The organism is Rhodococcus sp. G6(2025), from assembly GCF_058628105.1.
This window is the reverse complement of the sequence record NZ_CP179752.1, coordinates 24,164-45,328: the sequence shown is the minus strand read 5'-3', so window position 1 is coordinate 45,328 and position 21,165 is coordinate 24,164. Positions and strand designations below refer to the sequence as shown.

Genomic DNA, 21,165 nt, shown 5'->3' with positions numbered 1-21,165 from the left:
TTCCAATGACCGAATTTGGCCTTTTACCAGGATAAATGACACATCCTTCCTGCTCCGAATGGGTGGCTGTAGGTTCTCTTCCTTCTTTTCGGCCTGGTCGTGGCTGGCCTGCGCTGATGGTGTGGTTTCCCATGGGTTCTTCGCTCCAGGCTTCTCATCGTTTATTCGCCTTCTCGGCTTGCGCAGGCGCGGAGGCGCGGAGTCCGTCGGGACGAGCCGGTAGTTGCGGCGCAGGCCGAGTCCGCGTCAGTCCGGGGCTCCGGCGCGTCATGGCGAACGGGCCGCAGATACGCCCCCGGATTCTCACCGATCGTCCGGAAGCGAAAGACCGGCGAAAACTATGTGAGAACGGCGAAATGAATTTTGAGAACCTACAAGTGGCGGAGATGGCCCGTCCCTACAACACGCGGCGAGCCTTCATCCCTGCCTGGAGTGGAGCTTCTTTGACGACATCGCCCTGCGTGGGGGCGTGGATCATCTGGCCGGTGCCGAAGTAGACGCCCACATGTCCTGGCCCGTTCGGCCCCCAGCTGCCGAAGACCAGGTCGCCGGGCTTGGCCTGGTCGATCGGGATCTCGATGCCGACACCCCACTGTTGCTCGGAGGTGCGGGGGAGGGAGACCTTGCCTGCGCTAGCCGCGTGCACGGCGTACGAGGTCAGACCTGAGCAGTCGAACCCACCGCCGGAGGGTCCGCCGGTTCCGCCGCCGCCCCACACATACGGGGTGCCGAGGTATTCGCGAGCGGCCGTGACGACTTGGCTGCTGTCACCGGAAGTGTTCGGGATGAATCGACCGCGGGCGTTGGGATTGGTGAACCCTGTGCGGGCCTGCATGATCTTGGGGACGTAATTCTCGGTCTGGGCGAAGGGCGGGATACCGCCGTACTGCTGCACGGCGCCGGGACCGGCATTGTAGGCGGCAAGTGTCAGCTCGATGGGGTCGCCCTTGGCCTGGCCGCCGGCGATGTAGCCGGAAACGTCCTGGTACAGGGCACACATGAAGTGCGCCTGCGACATCACCGCGTCTCCGATGGAGTTCGGGTCGACCTTCCCGTCCTCGTCATAGTCCTTACCCCACGTTGCCCAGGTTCCGGGCATGAACTGTGCGGGGCCCAGCGCTCCGGTCGATGACACCGGAGCATCGGCGCCGTGCCGGAATCCGTTCTCCTGCTGTAGCTGAGCGGCGAGCAACGGAGCGTCGATCTCCGGGCAGACACTGCCGGCGCGACGTAGCCACGGCTCGAACTCGGCCGGCACGATCCCGAATGCCAGCTCGCCACCGCCGGCCATACCGAAACCCGAGCAGTCAGCCGTCGACCGGGATGCGGCCACGAGTTGAACGGGACTGTTACTGACGGTGTCGAGGTCGCCTCCGTCGGTGCCGTTCTGTTCGACGATGTCGGGCAGGACCGTGACGGGGTCGAGGGCTGTTCCGCCCTGCAGTCGACCGCCCTGCCAGTACTCGAAGTGCAGGTGCGGGCCCGTCGATCCGCCGGCGTTGCCGATATCGGCGATGTGTTCGCCAGCCTTGACCTGCTGGCCCGGTGCAACGTGAATTCCATTGGCGAACATGTGGCCGTAGACGGTGCTCACGGGCTTGCCATCAACGTTCGAGTCGATGACTACCCAGTTCTCGAACCCGACCCCGGGTCCTTCACCGGAGTCCCCAGCTTTGACGACGTTGCCGTCGAGCGCGGCGAGGATCTTTGTGCCGACCGGCCCGGCGAGGTCTACACCTTGATGCTGAGCTCCCCAGCGTTCACCGAATCCGGAGGTGAACGTGGTGGTCCCGGGTTCGACCGGCAGACGGATTGGTCCTGACACGGCCAGCGTCAGGTTCTCGGTGATCGACCCGACGCCGTCGGTGCTGTCGGATGTCACAGTCCGGCACGGATCTCTCGGGATGATCGGTGCGCCCAGCGAGCAGGCCGATGTCCCGATGACGATGCCGATGGCGCTAGTGAGCAGCAGCGCCGACCGTGCGCGGCGGATGTTCACCGTCCCCCCGGGATCGGTGTGTCGAGTTCCGGGATTGGAATCGGTCCGGGTACCGGCGTCGGGTCGTTGCCGCGGCTCGGGGCGGTTGCCGTTTCGTCGAGATCGACCGTCGGCTGCGGCGTCGTTGACGGGCTCGAGGTCGGTCTCGGCTGCGGCAGTGTGGTGTCGGTCGCGGTGGTGGTCGGTGTCGTCGACGTGCGCGGAGTGGGTGTGGTCGGCGGGGCGATGTTCTCGACCTCGGAGAGGTCGAGGGTCGGTAGGGGAGTGTCGACCACCCACCGCTTCTCACCGTTGGCCTCGTCGACGTCGATGGTGAGCGTGATCCGCAGGTCCCCGGCCTGCGTCGGAACGGTCACCCGCGCGGTTCGCGTGCCGTCGGGCCCGTCGGTGAGCGTGCTGACCGTGGGTCCGGTGATGACCACTGGGGTCCGTGGCCGGGCTGCTACGACGTATTCTCCCGGCTTGTCGGCGGTGTGTCGGCCGATGGTGCTGGCCCACAGCGAATCCGACGGTGTTGTATCGACGAAGGCGTGCGCGTACGCCATCGCGGTGGCAGGCGCGCTGGATGCGGCCCAGGCTGCGGTCTTGGCGGCGACCAGGGATTCGCTCACTTCGTCGAGGTCGTAACTGATTGTCTTCGTGGGCGTGACTGATTCGACGGTGGTGTCGGCCTGGTGGGCGACTGCCCGCGGCGGAGGGGTCTCTCCGAAGGCCGCGCCGGCGGCAAACAGCAGCGTGACTGTGCCGGCCACCGTGATCGCCAGGTGGGTGCGGGAGTAGAGCACCCATCGGCGAATCGGTGCGAGGACAGGGTTGGGTCCGGATGCCGACATCAGATGTACCGGTCCTCAGGTGTCGTGCGGGCTGGGGCGGCGGCGTTCCATACCTTCGCGTTCGGGGGCGCCTTCGCCGGTGAGTGGTGGGGCGTGGACGCGGTGGCGTGATGTGTCTCTCGCTGGCCGCGGGTGGGGGTGTAGACCTTCATCGGGGCGATGGCCGAGCGGTCGCCGCCGTCCCACCGTTGCCCGACGCTGGCGGTCAGCAGTTCCTTGCGGGCGCGGCGTTCCTGGACGAGGTTGTCGGCCTCTTTCTGGTCGAACCTTTTCCACGCCGCGGCGCCGGACCTGACTGCGCGGTCGGCGTCCTTGCTGTCGACCCCGCCCTTGCCGCGGGCGATGTCGCGGCTGGCCACGGCGGCGATCCCGGCGAGACGTGCATCGCGATCGGCCGCGGCGTCGGAGGCCTGGCCCAGGCGTGCGGCCTGGCCCAGCCCCTGCGCCTTCCGGGCATCGGCCCGTGACTGCGTGAGCGTCTGCTGGCGGCGGTTGCCCAGTGCGCGACCCTCGGGCCGAGTGACCGTGCTCGCCCCGTCGTCGTCCTCGTGTCCGTCGCGTCCACGGCGGGCAAAGCGTTCGGTGGCCTTTTCCGTGATCGCCTGCGCGGGCCCGCCGACCGCGAAGCTCGCAGCGTCGAATGCCTTGCGTTTGATGGACTTCTTGGCGTTTCGGGCTTTGCGGTTGACCATGCTCGCACTGTTTTGTGTGAAGGTCTGGCTCATCCGTTTGAACGGCCGCATGATCGCCCAGCACACGACGGTCAGCAGCACCATGAACCACAGTCGCCAGGACCCTTCGACGGCCCCGTTCGAGTTGACGTAGAGCTGGACCAGCGCCATCAGGTAGAGCGCGACGATCACCGAGCCGGCCACGCCCCACATGTAGGCCGAGGCGAGCATGCGCATCACCCGGGCCAGCCACCCGCCGTAGGCGATCGCGACCGGAATCCAGATCGGGGCGAACAGGACCGCGAACCGGATCGCCAGCAGTGCGGTCAGTTTCAGCAGGGACGCGCCGATCCACAGCAGCGAGGGCATGGCCAGCTTGATCATGCCCATGAAGCCGGTGGAGGTGCGGCCGGAGTCCTTGCCCTGGAACTGGTAGTAGGAGAGCTGGTAGTCGGTTTCGAGATCGGTGACGATCTCCCGGAACTGGTCGGCCTTCTCCTCGGCGAGCTGCGCTTGGGCCTTCGGATCGTCCTTGACCGCGTTCTGCTGGTCATAGGTGAACGCCAGTGAGTCTCGGAGCTTCACACCGAGGCCAGCTTTATCCTCCGGGTCGTAATTGGTACCGAACCATCCCTTGCGCCAGTCGGGAAGAAAAATCTGGTCGACCAGCACGTTTCGGGGGTCGGTGCTGCCGCCGGCGAGCGTGCCTCCGTCGTCGCCGAACTGCACCGCGAAAATCTGGTCCTGCGTCTCGGTGATCAGCGCCCCGAATGTCTCGTCGGCCACCTGGAGCGCCTTCTGCGGGGCCCCGACCATCAACGCGCCGAGCGCGAGCCCAGCGGCGGCGATCGCCGCGGTCTTCGTGACTCCGGCGGTGTCGGCTTTCAGGGCTTTCCACAGGATCATCGAGGCCACGACGACCAGGCCGATGCCGACCCATTGCCCGTAGAGGCCCCGCATGCCTTCGGTGATGGAGAAGATGATCTGGTCGAACTTCTCCAGCGCGGGCGTCACCCCGGCCGCGGTGGCGTGTTGGCCGGTCTTGGTCTGGTCGTCGAGCCAGAACGCGGCGGCCGCCATCGATTTGCCGATGGTCAAGAACGTGTTGCCCAGGGTGGTGTCGCCGACCGCACCCGGTGCCTTGACCAGGTCCGCGCCGCAGCCGAGGTCGTAGGTGTGCCACTTGAGCCCGGCCCACCCGTAGGTCTGATAGCCGGTGCCGCCGGTGGTCGGCCGGTCGGCGCTGGTCGAGTCGAAGGTGGTCTCGATGACTTCGTTCGGGAACTCCGGTGGCGGGACGTCCTGGCAGTCGAACCCGCCGGCCGCCGCGACAGCGCCACCGAGTCCGATCAGCGACACCGCGGCCAGCATCAGCACCACCAGAACACGCCCTACGAGCCCCGTACGCCACCCGAAACGGCGCGGGGAAGGGGAATGGCCGATCCGTGCGGCTTTGGGCCGCAGCGGGCTCATGTCGCACCCCCGATCGCCGCGCGGGTAGCTCGCGAGTCCAGGGCGTCGAACACGTGGGCCAGGTGCACGTAGTGCGTCCAGTCCGAACGGATCAGCTCGATGTCGTCGGCCATCTTCACGATGAACCGGCGGGCCTGGTCCAGGTGTTCGGTGTCGGTGTCCTCGTCGAGGGTGTCCTCCCCGCCGCCGCCGAGGCCGGCCAGTAGTGACTCGTAGCCCTCGCCGAGCGGAAGGTTCAGCAGCTTGAGCGCGCCCTCGATCGCGTGGGCGTTGCCGCCGAGGTCACCGATAATCACCTCGTACGTCAGCGCGGACTTGTCGTCGGTGCCGTCGACGCCGAGGTAGTCGTCTGGCAGTTGCGAGCAGACCAGCGCGCGAACCTTGTACTTGCGGCTGTCGCGGGCGATCCGCAGGTTCAGGGTGCGTCCGGCGCCGGTCTGCTCGAGGTATTTGTTCTCGTCGAGAAATAGCACCTTGCGTTCGTAACGCGGCAGCTCGTAGACGAGCCGGTTCGCCATCCACGCCGCCATATGCATCAGCGGGCCGGCCATCCGCTGCTGCGGGGTCCACTGCGCCGGGTCGGTGCCCTCGGGGGGTAGTTGCAGGCCCGGCATCGTCAGGACCGTCAGGCGCACGTTGCGGTCTACGTCCTCGCCGTCGCCGATCGTTCCCTCCTCCGGGAAGAGCACGCGAGCCTCGGAGAGCTGGGACATCATCGCCAGGTCCTGGTGGATGGACCGTGCGCAGGAAATCAGGTCAATGTTGCTCTCGTCCTTGCCTTCGCCGATCGCGGCGATGGCGGCGAGGACTTCGCTCAGGTTGTGGCGGCGGTCGCCGCCGACCATGTTCGCCGCGGTCTGTAGAACCGTCTCGGTCCATTGATGTTCGAGGCGCGAGGGTGTGAGCATCATCTTCAGCACCGACACCGCCACCGAGATCCGCTCCGCCTCCGCGGCTCGCAGATCCGCCTCGTACTGCGACTGCGCCGCGGCGACCGGATCGGCGTCGTCGGTGTAGTCGGGATTGGACGGGTCGTACTCCAGGTCGTCGGGGCGGGGGTCGACGATCACTCGGTAGGGGTTGAGTGAACCCGGACGAGAGGTGCGACCGGTCAGCGCCTGCACTTCGGCGATACCCCGGAACTCGGGTAGCTGCGCAAGCTTCTTCAGCGGCCCCGAGGGGTCGAGCACCACACCGCAGGCGCCCGCACGCACCGCCTGGTAGACGAGCATGCCGGCGAGGAATGTCTTACCCGAGCCGGGCACCGCGACGATCGGCGTCAGACCGGACTTGTGCTTCTTCTCGTGCGCGGCGAACAGATCCCATACCGCGGGCCGCGGAGCGATCGACGCGGTCTGCCCGACCACGACGCCGGTGCGGTCACCGATCCGGTCACCGACCGCGGCCATGCCAGCCGACAGCGCCTCGACGTTCATCCGCCGGCAGTGCGCGATGTTCGCCAGTGGCTCACCCGGGATGAACTCGCGCAGCAGCTGGTACTGGCCGTGCTCGGGTTCCAGGCGAATCCGCGGCGCGTACATCTCCTGCAACAACGCAACCTTCTCCTTCGCCTCCTCCGGCGACGAACCGACGACGAGGACGCGGTACCAGCCCTGGGTGCGTACCGATAGGCCCGAGTGGTCCTCCTCGATGTCGGAGATCACCCGTTGGGCGAGTGCGTGCTGTTCGGCCAGTTCCTGCGGCGGGACCTGGTCGTGTTCGACGGTGTAGTGGTCGAACTGGGCCTCGATCTTCGACGTCAACCGGCGCAGGCTACGCAGCGTCTGCCCCTTCGTCTTGAGCGAGATGCGCTCGGACCATTCGAGGGGTTCGCCTGACGGATCACCGATCACCTGCCACGGCAGCATCTTCTCCGGGATCGGCAGCGGTGCCATACGCCCGACTGTCAGAACGATCGCGTAGCCGGTGTAGTCCCTGCCGCCGACCTGCCCGCGCACCGTGGTGTAACCGTCGCCAGGAGTCAGCTCGAGATTGGTGAGGTCCTCGAGTGTGGCGACGTCGGATTCCTCCCAGTCGCCGGCACCGGAGATCACACCGTCCGCATCCAGCGGCAGCCCAAGCGTCGCAGAGCGCAGCAACAGGTAATCCATCTGGCCTGGAGTTGCAGGTTTAGCGTTCACACCCTGACCGGACAGGTGCCGCTCGATCGTGGAGAGGTGATCGGCGATCGCCTTCTGCTCGTTGAGAAATGCATCGCGCGCCCACTTGCGCCACAGCTGAGCGAACCTGCCCAGCAGTGGCCAGTCGACGACAGGAACCAGCCACTGCCCGACCGTGTCGAGCCCCTGCGCGAGCACCGAGCGCGGCGGCAGCTCCACGCCCCAATAGCGGCCCTTCTGCGTCGGGTTGCCCCACAACATCGCGTGCTGTTGCCCGCGCAGGTAATCCGCCCACGACAACGCACCCGGCACGTCCGGAATCGGATCGGCCCACCCGTCATGCGCCTGCGCCCACTGCCGCACCGGCCACGGCGTGCGCACCAACCGCCGGTGCAGCCCCGTCACACCGGCCTCGGCGAGGTTCGCCACAACCAAGCCCTCGTTCTGGATGTAGCGGCGCTGCTTGCCGACCGGACGCATGTTCCACGGCCCCGGCGACTGCACGAACCACGCCGTCGACTGCCGGCGCGTGCGAGTGACGTTGCCCTCCACCCCGACCAGCGCGAGACGCACCGCCTTGCGTTCGCGGTCCGCGCGCTTCTTCGCCGCCGCGGCCTGCCTGGTGAACTCCGCCTCCGGGTCGCCGCGGCGGCCGCGCTTCTTTCCGCGCCGCTTACCTTTCGCGGTGGGTTCTGGCTCCGCGTCAGGTGCGGGGGAGGGGACCGCGACCGGTGCGGGGGCTGCGATGTTGCTGTTCGGAGCCTGTGACCAAGCCAATTCCTGGGCCAGGGCCGGCGTGGCGGCCGATCGGTTCGCCGCCATCGCCGCCGCCCACGACGGTGGCAACGCACCGGGCGGAACGATGACCGGCTCGGGCTCGTCGAAGTTCGGATCGAACAGTGCGGCGATCTCGTTGTCGGGCTGCAAAGTCATCGGGAGGACTCACCTTCGATCGGCGTGACGGCATGCGCGCTGCCGGCAGCGCGGGAAATGGCGGGAATGCGGAGCACGACGGTCTGGCCGGGCTTCGGTGGGCGCGGTGCGTTCAGGTCGTTCCACGCAGCCCGGATCACCGCCCGGACCGGGCGGTCGGCGTTAACGAACTTCGTCACCCGCGCGGTGAGCACGACGGTGATGACCACCATCACGACGAGGGACTTGAAACCCAGCGGCACGTGCACGATGCCGCGGGCGATGACGAAGACGGTGACCATGAATGCGGCCCCGAGCCCGAGCGCCGCGTACCGAATCCGGACGGGCAGGGTGAACCCGGTTGGGCCGAGGTAGTGCTGATCCACCCGGTGCAGCAGGTCGTCGTTGTCGATCACAGTCGGCTCCCTTCGATCGTCGATTGGTGATCAGGCACGGCAGGTCAGACCACTCGGATGCCGAACAGGCCGAGAATCCAGTTGCCGATGCCGGTCGCGGCGCTCTCACTGCTCGCGAGGGAAAAGAACGCGATACCGACCAGCGACAGACCGCCTACGGTGAAGACCTTCGACAGGTTGCCGCGCAGGCCGCCGAGGAGGACGACGCACGCGATCAGGGCGAGGATCGTGAAGATGATGTTGTCGCCGATCCACGCGCGCAGGCCGCCAGTGGTGACTTCGGTGTTCTGGGCGAGTACGTCGACGCTTCCGGGCGGGGTGGTCGCCAGGTCGACGACTGCGGACGTGAGGGACATGAGCACACTCCATCGCTGAGTTCGGTAGGTGCATCTGAATGTGGATGCGCACGACCGTAAGTCGATTTCGCTCTTCATCTCAACGGGGTGCCCGCGCCGGGATCGGGTCATCGGTGCAGGTGAACGGGGGCGGTGCGGCATCGGGAATGTCGTTTCCAGCGATGGGTGCGAAGCGGCGGCGCGGCGCGGCCCGTGCGATCTCGATGGGCAGCCGGCAATCAGGCTGCGCGTGAGGGGATTCCCCGCGGTGATTCGAACGATGGGGGCGGCCCGTGTGTCGTCGCGGTGATCAGACCCTATGGGGCGCAGGGGTTGGAGGCTCGCGTATAGGAGTGCGATGGAGCGTCGAGGCTATGGGTACACACACGGGCTCTGTGGGCGTCAGGTCGGGCGGTGTGCGCACCCGGTGCAGACGGCGGGTCCAAAGGCCGCGCCCAGAAGGGCTGTCGCGGCAGGTGCGCAGCGAGCGGATCAAGCACCCAGTGAGCCGGTGCGTGGAGACAGCGCTCAGATGCGCGGTGAAAACGGCGCCGGATTCGGCGATGGATTTCGGCGGTGGATTCGAGCGCTCGAAAAAGCGCCTCCCAGGCCCACCCCCTCCGGGGGCCACTCCCCCCCGGCGTTCCTTGGGGGGGAGTGTAATCCAGAATTGCGCTCAGCGCCAACGCTATTCGGAACGCCCACGTAGAACGCTATGAGCAGTGCTCGAACCAGTGCCGCGGCGAGCAGTCACCGCCGTGCATGTCCACGCCTTCCGCAGCGCTCACAACACCACTCGGTCGATCGGGCACACCCGCTCGCAGATGCGCGTGGCGAAGCACTCGAAAAAGCACTCGCGCGAGCGCTGAATCCCGCGCCTCACACTGCCCCGTGAAGCACTCGGTGAACGCCCCCGCAGAGCGCTCGAACGAGCGTGCCGAACAGCGGTCGACAGAGTCCCCCGGCGCAGCGGTCGACATACCGATGCAACCACCGCACACACAGGCGGTGAACAGAGCACCCGTCAAGGGCGCGAGTCGAACGCGTTGAGGGTTCGGCAATCCGGCCTGGAGATCCTGCGCGAGAGCGGTGTTCACCGCACCGCCGGTGTGCGTCACACGAGGGGGACACCCCGTTGAGGAAAATCGCGGGTTTCTGTCACTGTGCTCAAAGACGCCCCCTGGACGGCGTTCAGGATCGAAACGATCGAAAGGCACAGGCGGTGAGCGGAAATCACGACCCACTCAAGGACTGGTTGGTCGCGACGTGGCGCGATATCTTCGGCGATTCCGGCGGCGGTCGCGGCAATCAGGTCGGCGAGGACGGCCAGCCGACGCGCATCCGCCGTTTTTCCCCGCTCTCGCCGATCGTCGTCGTCGCCGCGGGCGTTGCTGTGTACTCCCCGCGCCTGATGTCGGCGGCCGCCGGCAACGAGACGGTCGTCGAGGTACTGACGAAGCTGCACGGCTACCGGGTGCTGCTCGTCGCCGCCGCTGCCCTGCTCGTCATCGTCGACGTCCTGCGCCACCGCATGCGCAGGTGGTCGCAGATGCTCGAATCGGTGGTCCGGCAGGGCACCGGACACCTGCCGAAGAAGATCGCCGTCTCGTTCCCGCCCGGGTGGCATGTGATCCGCCGCGTGACGATCAAATTGCACCGCGGCACCGTCATTCGGCCCAAGCAGTTCGAGGAGGTCTCCCGCGCGATCGCGGCCGCGTTCCCCGGCAGTGACAAGTGGGAGGTCAAGGTCCGCCACGAGGCCCACCACGACCGCATCATCATCGCCCGTAAGACCATCACCCCGGACACCCGCTCCGACCGCCAGAAGGTCCTCCAGAGCGCGCTCGACGACGCCTCGATCTTCAAAGACCCGAAGGTCACCATAGAGACTGTCGACGAGGCCGGCGTCGAGACCGGCTACCGGATTGCGTTCGAGAAGTCGATGAACGCAGGCGCCAAAGGCTTCCAGCTCAAGGTCGAAGAAGCCCTCGCCTCCCTGGCAGGGCAGCACGAGTCCGGCCGCAACTGGACCACCGACTGGTACCCCGACAAGGGCCACCTGGTGATGCGTCTGGTCACCGCGATGCCCTCGCGCGTCGACCACCCGCTCGAATTGGTCGACGAGAACCTGCGGCACCTGCCGTATGCGACCGGTGCCGCGGACCGAATCATGTACTGGGACGTCTCCACCAGCTCCAACAAGCCGCACTGCCTGATCGTCGGCCCGACCGGTGGCGGCAAGACGTCGGTGATCCGTACCCTGCTGACCGAGGCCGCCCGCCGCGGAGTTCCGTTCGTCGGCGTCGATCCGAAGATGATCGAACTCGACGGCCTCGAGGGCTACCCCGGCTGCGGCGCGATCATCTACGACGCACTGCGCGCAGCGATGTTCGTGCGCGCACTGCACACCGAGATGATGGCCCGCAACGCCTACATCCACCAGATGAAGATCGAGGGCTCGCAGCTGCCGCTGATGATCGCGGTCCTCGACGAGTTCTTCATCCTTTCCGGCAAGTGGCAGCGCCTGGCCAAGACCGGTGACGACGAGACCCGCGAACAGCTCAAGGAACTCGACCCGCTCGGGGCGTGGGCCGACCTCGCTGTTCTTGCGCGTTCGGCCGGTATCCGGCTGCTGCTCGGGGTGCAGCGCCCCGACGCCAGCCTGTTCGGTGGCGCCTCCGGTAACGCGCGCGACAACTTCGGTACCCGCATCAGCCTCGGCAACCTGTCGCAGGACGGTGCGCTGATGATGTGGGGCGACTCGACCGTCGGCCGTGAGGTCGACACCTCCGTCAAGGGCCGCGGCATCGCGCTCGGCGACGACGGCAACCCGGTCGACGCACAGATGTGGTGGACCCCCAACGTGGACCGCCACCCCAACAAGTGGACCCAGCTCGCCGAGAGCGAGAAGGCGATCATCGACGGCCTCAAACCCACCGAGGCCCCGCAGTTCACCTGCTACTCGCAGGAGCTGGCCTCGTTCATCGAAACCGAACGCGCCCTGGCCACGCGGGCACGCAGGCACGGCCGTGCTCCCGAGCCGATCGTCATCGGCGCGACCGCCACCAACGACGGCACGTCCGCCGAGTCGTCGACTGTGGACGCCGCGCCCACCGGCGACGACGACTTCTCGGACGTCATTCCGGCCTCTGCAGTAGTGGCCGGCCAGACCGTCCTCGTCGACGACGACAACGGCGGACTCGTCCCCGTCACCGTCGACTCGGTCGACGTCCGCCGCGGCGCCAAGGGCGATGTCGTCGAGACCGTCCTGACCGTAGGTACCGGACGTGTGAAGACCCGCATCACCTTCGACGCCACCGGCGTCGTCGTCCTCCCCGAACCCGACCTCGTAGGAGCGCCTGCATGACCACCGCGAACCCACCTGAAGTGACCGACATGCATCTGCCCTACGCGAGGGCCGCTAGTGGTGAAACCCTGTCCTGGAACATCTCCTCCCACGCAGCCGGACCGCACTGCCTGATCGTCGGCCCGACCGGTGGCGGCAAGACCACGGCCATCCGTACCCTGCTGACCGAGGCCGCCCGCCGCGGCATTCCCTTCGTCGGCATCGACCCGAAGACGATCGAATTCGACGGCCTCGAAACCGAACCGAACTGCGTCACGATCATCGGCGATGCACTGCGCGCCGCAGAGTTCATCCGAGCACTGCACCGCGAGATGCACGCGCGGCTGGCATGGGTTCAGGAGAACCGGGCACAACCGACAGACCTTCAGCGGCTCATAGTCGCGGTCGACGAGTTCTTCATCCTGTCCGGCAAGTGGCAGCGCCTGGCCAAGACCGGTGACGACGAGACCCGCGAACAGCTCAAAGAACTCGACCCGCTCGGCGCGTGGGCCGACCTCGCTGTTCTCGCCCGTTCGGCCGGTATCCGGCTGCTGCTCGGGGTGCAGCGCCCCGACGCCAGCCTGTTCGGTGGCGCCTCCGGTAACACGCGCGACAACTTCGGTACCCGCATCAGCCTCGGCAACCTGTCGCAGGACGGTGCGCTGATGATGTGGGGCGACTCGACCGTCGGCCGTGAGGTCGACACCTCCGTCAAGGGCCGCGGCATCGCGCTCGGCGACGACGATCGGCCCACCGCCATGCAGATCCGAACCCCTGAGGCCCCGCAGAAACAACCTTTACGCCGATGACCTGGTACTCGCGGGAACTCCCGAATTTCCTCGACAACGCCTTCCAGGGCGACTGACCTCAGCTCCACCAACACCACCACCGAAGGGAACACCCATGAGCCGCCGTATCTCCCAGTCGATCACCCCGACGACCGAGGACGTGGCCGCGCTGCGCGGACCGTTCGTCGCCAAGGGTGCGAACGACCCTGTCATCAAATCGCTGCGCGAGTACTTCAAGAGCTCGGTCCCAGCATGGCTGGCCAAGCTCAGTGAGGAGCAGGAGCTGACCCGCGAGCGGCTCGCAGAGATCCGGGACGCCTCGTCCAAGCGTCGCGTCGTCATCGAAGCGCTGCCCGAGGGAAGCGCCCGTGACAAGGCCCTCGCCGAGCTGGAAACGGCCGAGGCCGTCGTCGACGACATGGACACGGCACTGTCCGGCGCCAGTGCCTTCGGGGGCAGCTGACGATGACGCCGCCGACCGTTGATGTCGAGATCACCTCCACGACCACTGCCCGCGCCACCCTGGCGGACGCCGACGTGCCTCCGATGAATCTGGAGGCGAACGAGAGCAAAACCCTCTCCACTGTTGTGCACGAGTTCCTGCACACCATGGCGCAGACCCAGGGCGCTGACGTCGAGGTCGTCTACCGGACGGCAAAGGACACTCGGTTCCTGACCGTCGGCCCGGACGGGAAGACGGAAGAACGCGCCCCGAGCATGCCCCTGCCGACCGTCACGCAGACCGGGCCCGAACCGGTGGCGACGGAGCCTGTCGCCACGCCGCCGGGCGGACCGGTGGTCGTGGCGGCCGAACAGATCGCCTACGAGGCGGCCCCGCCGCACTTCGGTGTCTCCACACCTTCCCTAGTGGGGCAGCGGCCGACCGAGCCGATCACAGGCCCAATCGCGGGCCCGTTGGACGTGCTCCCGCAGCTGTCCGCGCCGCGCGCGAACCCTGCGGCGAGCGACCCTGCTCGGCTCGGTGTGCGTGGCCGACTCAACGCCATACTCGGACTCGAGCTCGCACCGAAGACGGACTCGATCGAGAGGCGACTGCGCGATTCGCAGACAACGATCGCCCGCCCGCTCCCCGAGGACGCAGTGATCACCATCGCCAACCTCAAGGGCGGCGTCGGCAAGACCCCGATGTCGATCAGCCTGGCCGAGACGCTGGCCGAGCACCGAGGCCCCGCCACCGTCACGTGCATGGACCTCGGCGAAGTCGGCGGCAGCTTCGCTGATCGCGTGGCCGTTCCTCCAGCCGCGGGCAAGGACGTGGTCGGCCTGCTGGCCGCGATCGACCCGGCGGCCGCCGACGTCCGGCCGTCGACGCTTGCCCGCTACCTGACGCGTCAGCCGTCCGGCTCCGACATCATCGCCGAGCGGGACGGGGCCGACTCGCCCCTGAGCTACGACGACGCCGCAGCGCTCGGGGCGATCCTCGGCCGTCACCGCGACGTCCTGGTCGCTGACACCGGAAATTCCAGCCATGCCGGGAGTTGGCGCTGGGCGATCACGGCCGCGCACGCGGTGATACTCCCGGTTCCGCTGCGCCGCGACGCCGCCGCGGCCGCCCAGCGCACCCTCGCCACGATCGCAGCAGTCCGGCCCGACGTTTTCGCCCGCACCGTCGTTGTCATCACCGCCGGGCCCGGGGACGTTCCGATGGTCGAGATCGAGGTTGTCAACGCGCTCCCCGCGCTGAGGGTGTGCCGGATGCCGTTCGAGCCGTTGTTCGCCTCCGGCGAACGCATTGCGCTCAGCCAGTTGCGGCGGGAGACGCAGGACGCGTTGACCGTGCTCGCGGCCACCGTTGTCGACCTGATGGCGGGCGCCGTGGGCTGATGCGCTGGCCCGGCCAGCCAGGTCGGGCGTGACCGTCCTACCTCCGATCCTTCCCATTCCATGAAGATTCGGCCCCTCCCAAAAGGGGCGAACCCAGATGAAAGGCGATGCTCGATGAGCAACGACATCAACACCGATAACCGGGCTGCTCGCCGCGCCCGAGGCCGGCACCGCCGCCGCAGCGCCACCCAGGCTGCCACCGCGCTGGCAGTGATCACCGCTGCCCTGGCCTCCGGCATTGCCCTGTCCCCGTCCGCGTTCGCCGACCCGATCCAGGGCGGTGTCACGGGCGGCGAGACCCAGGAAGGTGTCACCGGCGGCGACACCCCCAGCGGAACCACCACCCCCACACCAACACCCGAGCCCGCATACGTGCCCGAGACCCCGGCGGAACCGGTGTACTGGGTCGAGCCGCCCGCCGAGTACCAGAACATCGAGTACCAGCCGCTCCCGAACTACGACTACGACACCAATGCGTATGTCGAGCCAGAGAACTACAACCTCGCGCCGGTGCAGCTCGACCAGCTGCACCTGCCGACCGCGGTGGAGCCGACCGCACCGTTCATCGCGCCCCGAGACACCCTTCGTCTGGGTGAGCTGCACATCAAGCAGCCGAACTGGATCAGCGACCTGGACAGGGACCGCACCAACAACACGATGTCGGTTGTCCAGGCAGGGGTCTCGACCGGTTGGCGGTCGATCGGCGTGGAAACGAACCGGGCCGACCGGATCGCCGCCGCACAAGTCGGTGCCGGCGCACTGGGAGTGGTCACCGGTGCTGCTGCCGCCGGTGTTCCTGCCGCCATCGCCGGCGGGGCCGCTGTCGGCACCGTCGCAGGACTCGTGGGCGCTACCGCGGGCAACGCGTTCATCCCCGGCATCGGCTGGGCACCGGTCGGGGCCATCGCGACCGGCGCCGGTGCTGCAGCCGGGGCCGCGACATTCGGGCTTCCCGCGGCAGCGCTCGGCGCGGTCGTCGGCGGCGCGGTCGCGGTCGCTGCGGTGACCCCGATCGCCGCCGGGGACAAGGGCGAACCGAAGGAGATCGAGCTCCCGGACATCGATCAGCCGGCCGTGACGACGCAGACCGAGACCGTGCTCACCGACTGGGAGAACTCCGGCCCGGTCGGGCAGGCCGCCGCCGACGCCGTACAGGACACAGCCCACGCTGCGCCCGCGATCGACCAGCAGGCCCGCGACTTCGTCGCTTCCCAGCCCGGCGGCGAACAGATCATCGACCAGGTCGATGGCGCCCTGAACACGTTCTTCACCGACGCCACCGCCGGCCTGGCCGGAAACCTGCTCTCGAACGCCATCGGCGGCGGCATTCCGGCCGCCAACTGACACCGAAGAAGGCGGGGGCACACCATGAAAAAGCCGACCCTGAGCCGAAAGCCGTCGCGGCATCCCGCCGTGATCGACCTCCTCGACGGCTCACCCACCGCCGGCAACCCGCCGGGCGCCCGCACCACGGCGCCCGGCGGCCCGGCCACACCACCGCCCCCACCCCGGTCACCGCTACCGCCGGCCCGCGGCGGCCGCGGGCCGGGAAAGAAAACGGTGGCCGCCGTCGCGGCGGCCGCCGTCGCCGTGACCGCCGTCGCCGTGACCGCCGGGGTGGCCATCAGCCAGCTGCGCAACGGAGACAGTGAAACCGCGTCTACCGCGGCCACAACCAGCGCCACCGCAGCGGCCGAGGAGAACGGGCTGCCCATCCTCAACCTGCCCGACCCCGAACAGGTCGAACAGACATCCGCGTCGGACGGGGACTGCCGGGCCGACCGCGGTGACCAGAAGAGCGGCGCGGGCGTGATCGCAGCGTTCAACCACGCCTACTACAGCCTGCGCAACGGCGAAGCCGCCCGCGGCCTCGCCACCCCCACCTCCTCGGTGCTGCCAGGTCCCGAGCTGCAGAAGGTCATCGACGCGGTCCCGATCGGCACCAACTATTGCCTCCGCACCGTCGAACTGTCCGACGGGGTCTACCTCGTCGATTTATCCGTGATGCAACCCGCCCAGCCGGTCAAACGCGGCACCCAGACCGTCACCACCCAACAGGTCGACGGGCGCTGGTACGTCGATGTCTTCACCTGAGTCACTAGCCCGGAGGGAGTGCTCGCTGCCGCCAACGAACCCGACCGAACGGGGACGTAGTCCGGGCGGAGCGCTCGACCACCGGCCACGGTTCAGACCTACGGCCAAGGTTGTCCGCCAGCCGATCTCACGAAAGGAACGCATGAACAGCTTCTCGATCCTGCCAGGTCACCCATCATCGCCGGTGATCCTGCACGTACCGCACGCCTCACGCACGATTCCCCCGCAAATCCGCGCACAGCTGCTGCTCGACGACGCGGCACTCGAAGCCGAACTGGACGAGGCCACCGATACCGACACCGACCTGATCGCCACACTCGGCGCCGACCACGCCCGCACCCATCCGTGGATCGTGAAGAACACCTTGTCCCGACTGGTCGTCGACCCCGAACGGTTCCCCGACGCCTCCGAACCGGCCGCTGCCTTTGGCCGTGGTGCCGTCTACACCCGCACCTGCGACGGCAGACCCTTGAGGGACGAACCATTCGCCGACACTGAGACACTCCTCGACGAGTACTTCCGTCCGTACGCCCGCGCTGTCGCCGAGCTTGTCACCGACCGCATCGTCGCATGCGGACGAGCAGTGATCATCGACGTGCACTCCTACCCCGAACGCCCGTCTGGATTCGAGAACCCGGCCGCGGTGCGACCAGCGCTGTGCATCGGCACGGATCCCCTTCACACACCGGACTGGTTGACGAGCGCAACGCGCCGGGCCTTCCTGCCACTTGGGGAGATCGCTGAGAACACGCCCTACACCGGGTGTTACGTGCCGCTCGACCGTTACGGCCGCGACGAATGCGTATCCGCCGTGATGATCGAGCTGCGCCGCGACACCTACCTGCCCGTTGATGGTCGCCCCGGCAAACACGCGGTCGCACAGCTCGGCACGTACCTTGCCGCACTCATCGACACCGCAACCGAGGTCGGCGCCGATGTGTAAACCCAAGCCCGGACCACGCTGCACCCCGCACATGCGCAACCGTCTCACCCGCGCCGCTGCGCGGCTGACCGAAGCCCGCCGCGACCTCGACGCCCAACCCCACGCCGTCCACCTCCAGCAACGGCTCATCAAGGCCGAATCCAACCACGCCGAAATCCAAGCCCTCTACGACGCCACACCCGGTGGCCAACAAGACCTGCGGTCGGCGATCAAGAGCGAAGCCGGACCCGCACGAAGCGACCTCGAGCGCCGCTTGGCTGCAGGTGACAGACTGCGTGCGAACCAAATCGAAGCACTGAGCCGCGCCCGAAACACTGGGGAAGATGTTCGAACCGAAGGAGCTGACAGCAATGAATCACGAGCAGATGACGCAGGAGCGCAGGGAGGCGTTCTGGAGGAAGTACCGGTGGACGCCCGATCTGCCGCCGGAGCAGCGCAAGGCGATCGAGCAGGTCTGGACGGACGAGAAGATCGAGGAAGCCGAAGCACTCGGCTTCTGATTGGTGGCCGCCGAGTCGACCCGCTCGCCGCATACAACCGGCCTGACTCCGAACGAGCCGACTTCGCGGCGCGTGGGCTCTCGAGCCCGACGCTGTACGAGCTACCGCCGTCGGATGCGGATCTGTACCGCACCCAAATGCTGGAACTGACCAGAAACAACCGCTACGCATCCTCGGTCTACGTCTATGACGAGAATGAATACGCCGATATGCGGATGCTCGTCACCGAGGATGGAAAAGCTGGGATCGCTCTGAAGGACGATGAAGTGGTCTCCGTGTTCTCCCACAACGACGGCGCCCATCCCAACGCCGCTTCCTCGATGCTGCGCCAGGCCACCGTCCTCGGAGGACGACGCCTCGACTGCTTCGACACGGTTCTACCGAACATCTATGCCGACGCCGGATTCGTCCCCGTCGCCCGTCTGGCATGGAACGACGACTACGCCCCCGCCGGCTGGGACTATGACACCTACAGCCGCTACAACAACGGACGGCCCGACGTGGTGTTCATGGCCCACGATCCAGCAGCGGTCGGCTCACTGTATGACCGGGCGGCCGGGGAGTACGTCAGCGACTACGACGACGGTATCGCTGCGGCGAAGACCTACCGAACCACAACGGCGGAGATGTAGCGGCTGGCGCGGCGTCGTCAGTGAGATACCACCCGGGGGACGGGCAGGACGGGATCGGCACCTTTGTCGAGGTCATCGGCCCGGTGGGCACGCATGGTCGTCTGCGGGTGCGACCTGGCCGACCGGGCTCCCGCACCGGTGAGGTGTGCTGCGGTTCAATGGGCGGCATGAGCTTGCCCGCGGTAGAACGGCTGTGGCAGACGTTGTCGGAGAACGAGATGGCGTTGGTGTGTGTCCGCGGTCCTGCGGTTCGGTTCGAGGACTTGACCGCCGATGACGACGACGGGCGGCAGGAGCTGAATTGGATGGCCCGGGAGGTCGGTGAGATCACCGAGCAGTACCGCCACGGCATCGACTGCTGTGCGCAGGCGCCATGACCACCTCGGAGCGGACCCTTAACCGGGAGGTGGTGTGGACCGCGCGCATACCGTCGCCGAGGGCGTCCCGGACACCAGCGCATGGATTTCCGGTCAGATGCGCACGCCGCGACCACGGGTCCGCGCCTGTCTCGGCTGCACCAAGACTGCCGGCGATGGGGGACCGTCACCGATGTGGTCGGGGTGGGTGCGCTCGGTGGACAGGGACCGGTGCACCGAATCGAGTCGCGGGAGCGATGATGGACCCGGTTGCCGGTTCCCGCCCTGCCGAGGGTGTGGGGCCTAGGGTGACGGTGTGGAATCGATGAGGGTCGGCGTGTTTTGGCGCCGCTCGGCCGGTTCTGCGAGTGCGAGAGGCACTCGATGACCGATTCGAGCGCGAAAACCGCGCGGGTCTCGTTGCGGACGTTGCTGTGGCTGGCTATCGGCATTCTGGTGACGTTGTTCGCGGTGTCCACGGCCTTCTCGGTGTACGGGAGGTTGGCGGTCCAAGCATCTGTCGACGACCTGTCCGAGCAGCTGCGGCCCGCGCAGCGGGCCGTGGCCGAGCTGACCACGTCGTATCTGAACCAGGAAACGGGACAACGCGGGTACACCCTGACCGGCGATCCGCAGTTCCTCGAACCCTATGACGAGGGCCGGCGTGACGCGGCAGCCCTGCACACCCGCTTGGATACGCTGCTCGCCGAGGATGCGGCCGCACGGGCAGCGCTGCAGACGACCGCCGAGGCGGCAGAGGCGTGGCGGACGCGGGCAGCGGAGCCGCAGATCGCCGCGCGCCGCGACAACGCGAGCGAACCGGATCGGATCGGGTCGACGACCGCGACGGGCAAGGAGTTGTTCGACGACCTGCGCGCACGGCTCGCGGCATTGAGTGCCCGCACCGACATCCTGGTCACCGAGCAGGTCGACCGAGTCCACTCGGCGCAGGCCCTGGCGAACATCGCGACCGTCGTCGCGTTCGTTCTCGCCGTGGCCATGGCCGTGACCGCGGTGTATCTGACGCGGCGGCTGCTGACACGGCCGATCGATCATCTTCTCGCCGACATCAGCGCGGTGGCCGGCGGCGACTACAGGCGGGAGATCGACACCGACGGGCCCCGGGAGGTGGCGATCATCGCCGGCGCGGTCGACACCATGCGGACCAGCTTGCTGGCGCAGAACGAACAACTCATGGCGGCGGAGCGGGCCCGCGCACGTGATGACGAACAGGGCCGGATGGCGGCGGATCTGCACGATGTGACCCTCCAGCGTGTGTTCGGTCTGGGTCTGGCGCTGACCTCGCTGGGCGTCCGGCATCCCCGCTTGTCGGCCGAACTCGACCCACTGATCGACGAGACCGACAGCATCGTGCGTGGATTACGGGCCGTCATCTTTGATCTCACCCAGTCCACGACGGCCGCGCGGTCCGGGGATGTGGGCAGCCTGAGTGCCGCGGTGTGCGAGATCGTCGACGACAGCGCCGCAGCGCTCGGTTTCACCCCCGACGTTCGTGTGGAGGGACCGGTCGACCGGTATTCCGGCCGCGAGGCCGGGGCGGAACTGCTGGCGGTCCTGCGTGAGGCCCTGAGCAACGTCGCCCGCCACGCACAGGCGAGCGTGTGCAGTGTCCGGGTCACCGCCGACGACGACGGCCTCGTGTTGACCGTGCGCGACAACGGCACCGGAATCGCGGCGGGAGCTGCGCAAGGACACGGACTGACGAACATCCGGGACCGTGCCGAGCGGCTCGGCGGTCACGCGGTCTTTCGCGACCTGGGGCCGGGGACGGCGGTCGACTGGGCGATACCCGCACCGAAGGCGTCTCCACAAGTCACTGATGGACCGCCGACCCGGTGACCTGTGACTTAGCCACCGCGACCCGAGTCGAGGACCGCCGCT

Annotated in this window: 16 protein-coding genes and 1 pseudogene; 11 read left to right on the top strand and 6 right to left on the bottom strand. The window is 67.6% G+C overall.

Annotation, left to right across the window (positions count from 1 at the left end; genetic code table 11):
• Positions 1-397: 397 nt before the first annotated feature.
• Genes ACLIVD_RS41395 through ACLIVD_RS41370 form a run of 6 tightly spaced genes read right to left on the bottom strand, consistent with a single transcriptional unit; the run spans position 398 to position 8,780 of the window.
• Positions 398-1,999: a peptidoglycan DD-metalloendopeptidase family protein gene (locus tag ACLIVD_RS41395; protein ID WP_491933568.1), complete on the bottom strand. Its 1,602-nt coding sequence runs from the start codon at positions 1,997-1,999 to the stop codon at positions 398-400.
• Positions 1,996-2,832 (bottom strand): hypothetical protein, encoded by an 837-nt coding sequence (locus ACLIVD_RS41390; RefSeq protein ID WP_491933567.1) that lies wholly within the window; start codon positions 2,830-2,832, stop codon positions 1,996-1,998. The genes ACLIVD_RS41395 and ACLIVD_RS41390 overlap by 4 nt, the downstream gene beginning before the upstream one ends.
• On the bottom strand, positions 2,832-4,976 hold the full coding sequence (locus tag ACLIVD_RS41385) for a hypothetical protein (protein ID WP_491933566.1): 2,145 nt from the start codon (positions 4,974-4,976) through the stop codon (positions 2,832-2,834). The genes ACLIVD_RS41390 and ACLIVD_RS41385 overlap by 1 nt, the downstream gene beginning before the upstream one ends.
• A complete protein-coding gene (locus ACLIVD_RS41380; RefSeq protein ID WP_491933565.1) occupies positions 4,973-8,029 on the bottom strand; it encodes an ATP-binding protein in 3,057 nt (1,018 codons plus the stop codon). Before ACLIVD_RS41380 ends, ACLIVD_RS41385 begins: the two co-directional genes overlap by 4 nt.
• Positions 8,026-8,424: a hypothetical protein gene (locus ACLIVD_RS41375; RefSeq protein ID WP_012687085.1), complete on the bottom strand. Its 399-nt coding sequence runs from the start codon at positions 8,422-8,424 to the stop codon at positions 8,026-8,028. Before ACLIVD_RS41375 ends, ACLIVD_RS41380 begins: the two co-directional genes overlap by 4 nt.
• A 44-nt stretch (positions 8,425-8,468) precedes the next feature.
• Positions 8,469-8,780 carry a hypothetical protein gene (locus ACLIVD_RS41370; protein WP_043827431.1) on the bottom strand — a complete coding sequence of 104 codons (312 nt, stop codon included), beginning with the start codon at positions 8,778-8,780 and terminating at the stop codon, positions 8,469-8,471.
• A 1,201-nt stretch (positions 8,781-9,981) separates the two neighbouring features.
• Here ACLIVD_RS41370 and ACLIVD_RS41365 point away from each other — a divergent pair.
• The 11 genes and pseudogenes from ACLIVD_RS41365 (at position 9,982) to ACLIVD_RS41315 (ending at position 21,123) form a co-directional block, all read left to right on the top strand.
• Positions 9,982-12,126, top strand: coding sequence for an FtsK/SpoIIIE domain-containing protein (locus tag ACLIVD_RS41365; protein ID WP_491933564.1), 2,145 nt, complete (start codon positions 9,982-9,984; stop codon positions 12,124-12,126).
• A gap of 32 nt (positions 12,127-12,158) precedes the next feature.
• Positions 12,159-12,872 (top strand): annotated as a pseudogene (locus ACLIVD_RS41360) (FtsK/SpoIIIE domain-containing protein); the annotation flags it as partial.
• 136 nt (positions 12,873-13,008) lie between these two features.
• Positions 13,009-13,356 (top strand): hypothetical protein, encoded by a 348-nt coding sequence (locus tag ACLIVD_RS41355; protein ID WP_491933563.1) that lies wholly within the window; start codon positions 13,009-13,011, stop codon positions 13,354-13,356.
• Positions 13,357-13,358: 2 nt separating this feature from the next.
• The gene (locus ACLIVD_RS41350) at positions 13,359-14,738 is read left to right on the top strand and encodes a CpaE/TadZ family protein (protein WP_491933562.1); all 1,380 of its coding nucleotides are present in this window, start codon (positions 13,359-13,361) and stop codon (positions 14,736-14,738) included.
• A 114-nt stretch (positions 14,739-14,852) separates the two neighbouring features.
• Positions 14,853-16,082: an insoluble domain protein gene (locus ACLIVD_RS41345; protein WP_491933561.1), complete on the top strand. Its 1,230-nt coding sequence runs from the start codon at positions 14,853-14,855 to the stop codon at positions 16,080-16,082.
• A gap of 24 nt (positions 16,083-16,106) precedes the next feature.
• A complete protein-coding gene (locus ACLIVD_RS41340; RefSeq protein WP_491933560.1) occupies positions 16,107-16,832 on the top strand; it encodes a DUF8176 domain-containing protein in 726 nt (241 codons plus the stop codon).
• Between the two features lie 142 nt (positions 16,833-16,974).
• Positions 16,975-17,775 (top strand): N-formylglutamate amidohydrolase, encoded by an 801-nt coding sequence (locus ACLIVD_RS41335; protein WP_491933559.1) that lies wholly within the window; start codon positions 16,975-16,977, stop codon positions 17,773-17,775.
• 350 nt (positions 17,776-18,125) lie between these two features.
• On the top strand, positions 18,126-18,275 hold the full coding sequence (locus ACLIVD_RS41330; RefSeq protein ID WP_181450714.1) for a hypothetical protein: 150 nt from the start codon (positions 18,126-18,128) through the stop codon (positions 18,273-18,275).
• A gap of 137 nt (positions 18,276-18,412) precedes the next feature.
• Complete coding sequence (locus ACLIVD_RS41325; protein WP_491933558.1) at positions 18,413-18,907, top strand: hypothetical protein; 495 nt, start codon at positions 18,413-18,415, stop codon at positions 18,905-18,907.
• Between the two features lie 167 nt (positions 18,908-19,074).
• On the top strand, positions 19,075-19,284 hold the full coding sequence (locus ACLIVD_RS41320; protein WP_491933557.1) for a hypothetical protein: 210 nt from the start codon (positions 19,075-19,077) through the stop codon (positions 19,282-19,284).
• Between the two features lie 363 nt (positions 19,285-19,647).
• On the top strand, positions 19,648-21,123 hold the full coding sequence (locus ACLIVD_RS41315) for a sensor histidine kinase (RefSeq protein ID WP_491933556.1): 1,476 nt from the start codon (positions 19,648-19,650) through the stop codon (positions 21,121-21,123).
• Positions 21,124-21,165 lie beyond the last annotated feature (42 nt).